At 40.2% G+C, this 4,570-nt stretch carries 5 protein-coding genes; 3 read left to right on the forward strand and 2 right to left on the reverse strand.

The annotated features are described in order from the left end of the window. Positions 1-130: 130 nt before the first annotated feature. The gene (locus tag ACYVRH_RS10865) at positions 131-865 is read right to left on the reverse strand and encodes a hypothetical protein (RefSeq protein ID WP_461256934.1); all 735 of its coding nucleotides are present in this window, start codon (positions 863-865) and stop codon (positions 131-133) included. Positions 866-993: 128 nt separating this feature from the next. Between ACYVRH_RS10865 and ACYVRH_RS10870 the strand changes: the two genes are divergently transcribed. The 3 genes from ACYVRH_RS10870 (at position 994) to ACYVRH_RS10880 (ending at position 2,547) form a co-directional block, all read left to right on the forward strand. Then, a complete protein-coding gene (locus tag ACYVRH_RS10870; RefSeq protein ID WP_461256935.1) occupies positions 994-1,659 on the forward strand; it encodes an MBL fold metallo-hydrolase in 666 nt (221 codons plus the stop codon). A gap of 167 nt (positions 1,660-1,826) precedes the next feature. After that, the gene (locus ACYVRH_RS10875) at positions 1,827-2,153 is read left to right on the forward strand and encodes a nucleotidyltransferase domain-containing protein (protein ID WP_461256936.1); all 327 of its coding nucleotides are present in this window, start codon (positions 1,827-1,829) and stop codon (positions 2,151-2,153) included. Beyond that, a complete protein-coding gene (locus ACYVRH_RS10880; protein ID WP_461256937.1) occupies positions 2,140-2,547 on the forward strand; it encodes a HEPN domain-containing protein in 408 nt (135 codons plus the stop codon). Before ACYVRH_RS10875 ends, ACYVRH_RS10880 begins: the two co-directional genes overlap by 14 nt. Before the next feature lie 263 nt (positions 2,548-2,810). On the opposite strand, the gene ACYVRH_RS10885 is transcribed toward ACYVRH_RS10880, so the two are convergent. After that, positions 2,811-4,570, reverse strand: a 1,760-nt coding sequence (locus tag ACYVRH_RS10885) for a leucine-rich repeat domain-containing protein (protein ID WP_461256938.1), incomplete at its 5' end; no start/stop codon positions are given.

The following is a 4,570-nucleotide window of genomic DNA, read 5'->3' on the forward strand; positions in this document are numbered from 1 at the left end:
AGGAATAGAAACCAAAGAGAATTATTTTTTCACAATCTTCACCCACATTTTTTAAAATACTGTCTTTTATAGCGAGTTTTTCATCTTTTACCATATTTTTATTATAAACTTATTTTTCTTATTTGTCGATTTATTTTTTGACGCAAATTCCCGCCAGTATTAAAACCCATGCCAGAAATTCTAGGGCGTAAGCGCGTAACGCAATATAATTGGCGAGCCATGGCGTGGAATCGGATAGCAGCCCGTAACGGGCAAGGTCATAATCCGCCCTAAGTTTTCTTGAATTCCATGTAAGGCGGCGGTAAAGGGAAGTGAGTAAAATACCCGGCGGAAAGACGGGAAGGATTGGAATAAAAACGGCAGCTAACGCGGTGACTACAGTCAGGCGGAAGGCGGGACGCCCCAAGTAAGAAGCGGCAATGTAAATAAGGGCCAACGCGCCTATTACAAGCGATACGGGAGTAATATTGTTCCAATATTCATTGCGCGTTCTTGCCGCTCGGATAATAGTGCCTTCAAAGGCGGCATCCGGGCAGTTGTAGAAAATAACCATTAATGGCTGTTCCTTTGTCGAGACAAAACTCAGCCTGCCATCCTGATTTTTAATTCTGCCCCCTATAAATACTTTTGCTCCTTCCGTTATTGTAGAAACGCGGTTCCACCGTATCTGCTGAGGCGCTTCCGGAAATCCCTCCCCCTCATGTATCGGTAAAAGGTAGCATTTAGTTTTTGCGATAGAGACCGGTATGGTAAGATCATCGCCCTTTACCCAAAGAGTCTGCCCGTCAGTTATTGATTCAATGCCCCCTGAAAAACGGAAAATGCCGCCATCGCCCTCCGGTTGACGGTACTGCCGGTAATCCAAAATCCGGCTTAAACGCAATGCGTTAAAACGGTTTCTGAATCTCCTCCATTTGTAACGGCTAAAAAAACCGCCCGCGATTGGAACCAGAGCATACCAAAAAATAACAACTAAAAGAATGACTAGAAAAATTGATAATTTCGTGCTATTATCCCTCCATGCCTGAAGAAAAAATAATTAATTTAACCGTGGGACCAATCGCGACTAATTGCTGGCTATACCGGTATAACGGCAACTGCGCCGCAATTATCGATCCCGGAGATGAAGCGGATAAAATTATCTCCGCTTTACTGAAATCGCGCCTTGTCCCAAAGTATATTTTACTCACACACGGACATTTTGACCATATCTGCGCCGTGCCTTATCTAGCCTCCGCGTTCCCCGGTAAAATAAAAATAGCCATTCACGCCATGGACAGCGAGTATCTTGGCCCTGACTCATTCAATGTTCACCAAAAAAGCATGAAAGCAGCCATGGGCGATACGTCGTTAATGGACGCGTATTGGACCGAAATGCCTTCTGCTGACATTCTCCTTCAAGAAGGCAGCGTTATCGGCCCGTTTACCGTTCTTCACCTGCCCGGCCACTCGCCCGGAAGCGCCGCTTTTTGGGACAAGGATGCCGGAGTTCTTTTTTCAGGAGACACTCTGTTTGCCGGCGGTTATGGCCGCACCGACCTTCCCGGCGGCAACGAAAAAGACCTGATAGCGAGTTTGCGCAGACTTTCCGAAATGGACGGGAGCATCAAAGTTTACCCCGGTCATGGGGGGATTACTACGATTGAGGATGAGAGGTGAAAAGCAATTAGCAATTAGCAATTAGCAATTAGCAATGAGAAATGAGCAGTGAGCAATTAGCAATGTTTTTGTTCGTTATCTGTGCGTGGGCTTTACGATAAGATTGCGGACAAAGTTGCGTAAATAAATAAATCGACAAATAAGAAAAATCAGTTTATAATAAATATATGGTAAACGATGAAATACTCGCTATAAAAGACAGTATTTTAAAAACTGTGGGTGAAGATTGTGAAAAAATAATTCTCTTTGGTTCCTATGCCTATGGGGTGCCAAGAGAAGGCAGCGACTATGATGTCTTTGTTATCCTTAAAGATGGTACGGAAAAGCCTATATTGGTATTACAAAATATATACGGCGGTCTGGCTCAGAATCCAAATTATAAAGCAGTAGATATCCTTGCAAATTATAAAAGCCGTTTTGAAATAAGAAGCAAATTGCCAACTATCGAGAAAACTATCGCGCAAAAAGGAATCGTCCTATATGACCGCTCTTGATTTGGCAAAAGAATGGTTGCGGTATGCAAAAAGCGACCTTAATACCGCTAAACACATGTTTAATGATGTTCACCCAAAGGAAACTGAAATTTCCTGTTATCACACTGAGCAATGCGCCGAAAAGTCTCTTAAAGCTTACTTAATAGCAAGAGAAACAGACCCTCCCTATATTCATGACCTTGTTGAGTTAATTAGGCTTTGTACTGTTATGGAACCGAATTTTTCAACGATAACGCCATATTGTGTTTCGTTAAATCCTTACGGAGTTCAGGTACGCTATCCTAATGAATTAGCTGTTGATGACAGCATCACCGGACAAGCTATTGATTATGCGGAAAAAATACTTGAGTTTTGTGAAAAGAAGATAAATGAAATGCGCAATAAACTGACTTAGAGTAGCTGACGCTTTTGCGGAATAAATAAATATCAACAAATAAGAAAAATCAGTTTATAATAAATAAAGTTGACGTATCAATCTACGACACATTGAAAAATCCTGACCTGACAGCCCATATTGACCGCGTAGGGAAAGTTTTGTATCCGTGAAGAGTTAAATTATTATTTATATTTTTACCACGAACCACACGAACAAGGAGCGAACAAAGACTGTCCCGAGCGCCTCAAACCATTCTTCCTTATTCCAAAAAGCGTAACGCTTTATCTGTATTCTACCGTCCACGTATCGGTGTTGGTATCAGTCCGTGTCAACTTTACCGCCCGATTACCGCCATTTTTGTAAATGTTTTCGATAAGGCCAAATGCCATACGAGCTAAAATTACATTTGCCCCAATGGTAATACTGGTTAAATTGTTATACCAAAATGCATATTGTTTGATATTAACCGAGTCGGGAACAGTAACGCTGGTTAGCTGGTTCCTATAAAACGCTGATTCCCCAATAACGGTAACCGAGTTGGGAATAATAACGCTGGTTAGCTGGTTTTCACTAAACGCGTCTTCGCCAATAGTAGTAACCGTGTTGGGGATGGTAACGCCGGTTAGCTTGTTTCCATAAAACGCCCAATTCCCAATAACTGTAACAGAGTTGGGGATGGTAACACTGGTTAGCTCTTTTTTATAAAATGCACTATCCTCGATAGCGGTAACAGGCAGTCCGTTTATTTTTTCGGGAATTTTTACATTTTTTTCACTACCGACGTATTTTAATATTGTAACAAAAGCATTATCCAGAACAACTATTTCATAAGCATTTACCGTAGTACGTTGTGAAATAGAAAAAGTACGGTTTTTCTTCCCGTTTTTTATATATTGTTCATAGATATAATAGTAAGGAAATGAATAGATTTGCATATTCACATTATCAGGCAAGGTAACGCTGGTCAGTTTTTCGTTGTCATAAAACGCCCAATCTCCAATCGAGGTAACCGAGGCGGGAATGTTAACACTGGTTAGCTGGTTTTTTCTAAACGCATAATACCCAATAGTAGTAACAGAATTGGGGATGATAACGCTTGTTAGCCGGTTTCCGGCAAACGCTCCAGACTCAATAACAGTAACCGAACTGGGAATGTTAACGCCGGTTAGCTGGTTTTCGGAAAACGCCCCAGAATTAATAACAGTAACTGAATTGGGGACAGAAACGCCGGTTAGCCGATTTTTAGAAAATGCATTATCTCCAATCAAAGTAACAGAGTTGGGGATTGTAACACTGGTTAACAGGTTATTTTCAAACGCATAATTCCCTATAACGGTAACCGAATTAGGAATGGTAACGCCGGTTAGTTGCTTTTTCTCAAACGCTTTAGTTCTAATAACAGTAACAGGAAGCCCGTTTATTTTTTCAGGTATGTTTATGTTTTTTTCCTTGCCGTTGTATTTTAATATTTCAACAACAGCGTTATCAATGATAACTATTTCATAATCATTTACCGCAGAAGGCTGTGAAATAGTAAAGGTATGTTTTTTCTTCCCATTTTTTACATATTGATCATATATAGAATAATATTGATCATAGATAGAATAATAACTAAATGAATAGATGTCAATATTCACATTATCAGGCAGGGTAACGCTGGTTAGCAGGTCTGTAGAAAACGCCTTCTTACCAATAGTAGTAACCGAGCCGGGAATGGTAACGCTGGTTAGTTGCTTTTTAATAAATGCACTAGTTTCGATAACGGTAACAGGAAGCCCGTTTATTTTTTCGGGTATGTTTACATCTTTTTCATTGCCGTTGTATTTTAATATTTCAACAACAGCGTTATCAATAATAACTATTTCATAATCATTTACCGCAGTACGCTGTGAAATAGAAAAGGTACGTTTTTTCTTTCCGTTTTTTATATATTGTTCATAAATATAATAATAAGGAAATGAATAGTTGTCAATATTCACATTATCAGGCAGGGTAACGCTGGTTAGCTGGTTTTCACTAAACGCCGTATCCCCAATAACAG

It is taken from the genome of Treponema sp. R80B11-R83G3, assembly GCF_054786115.1.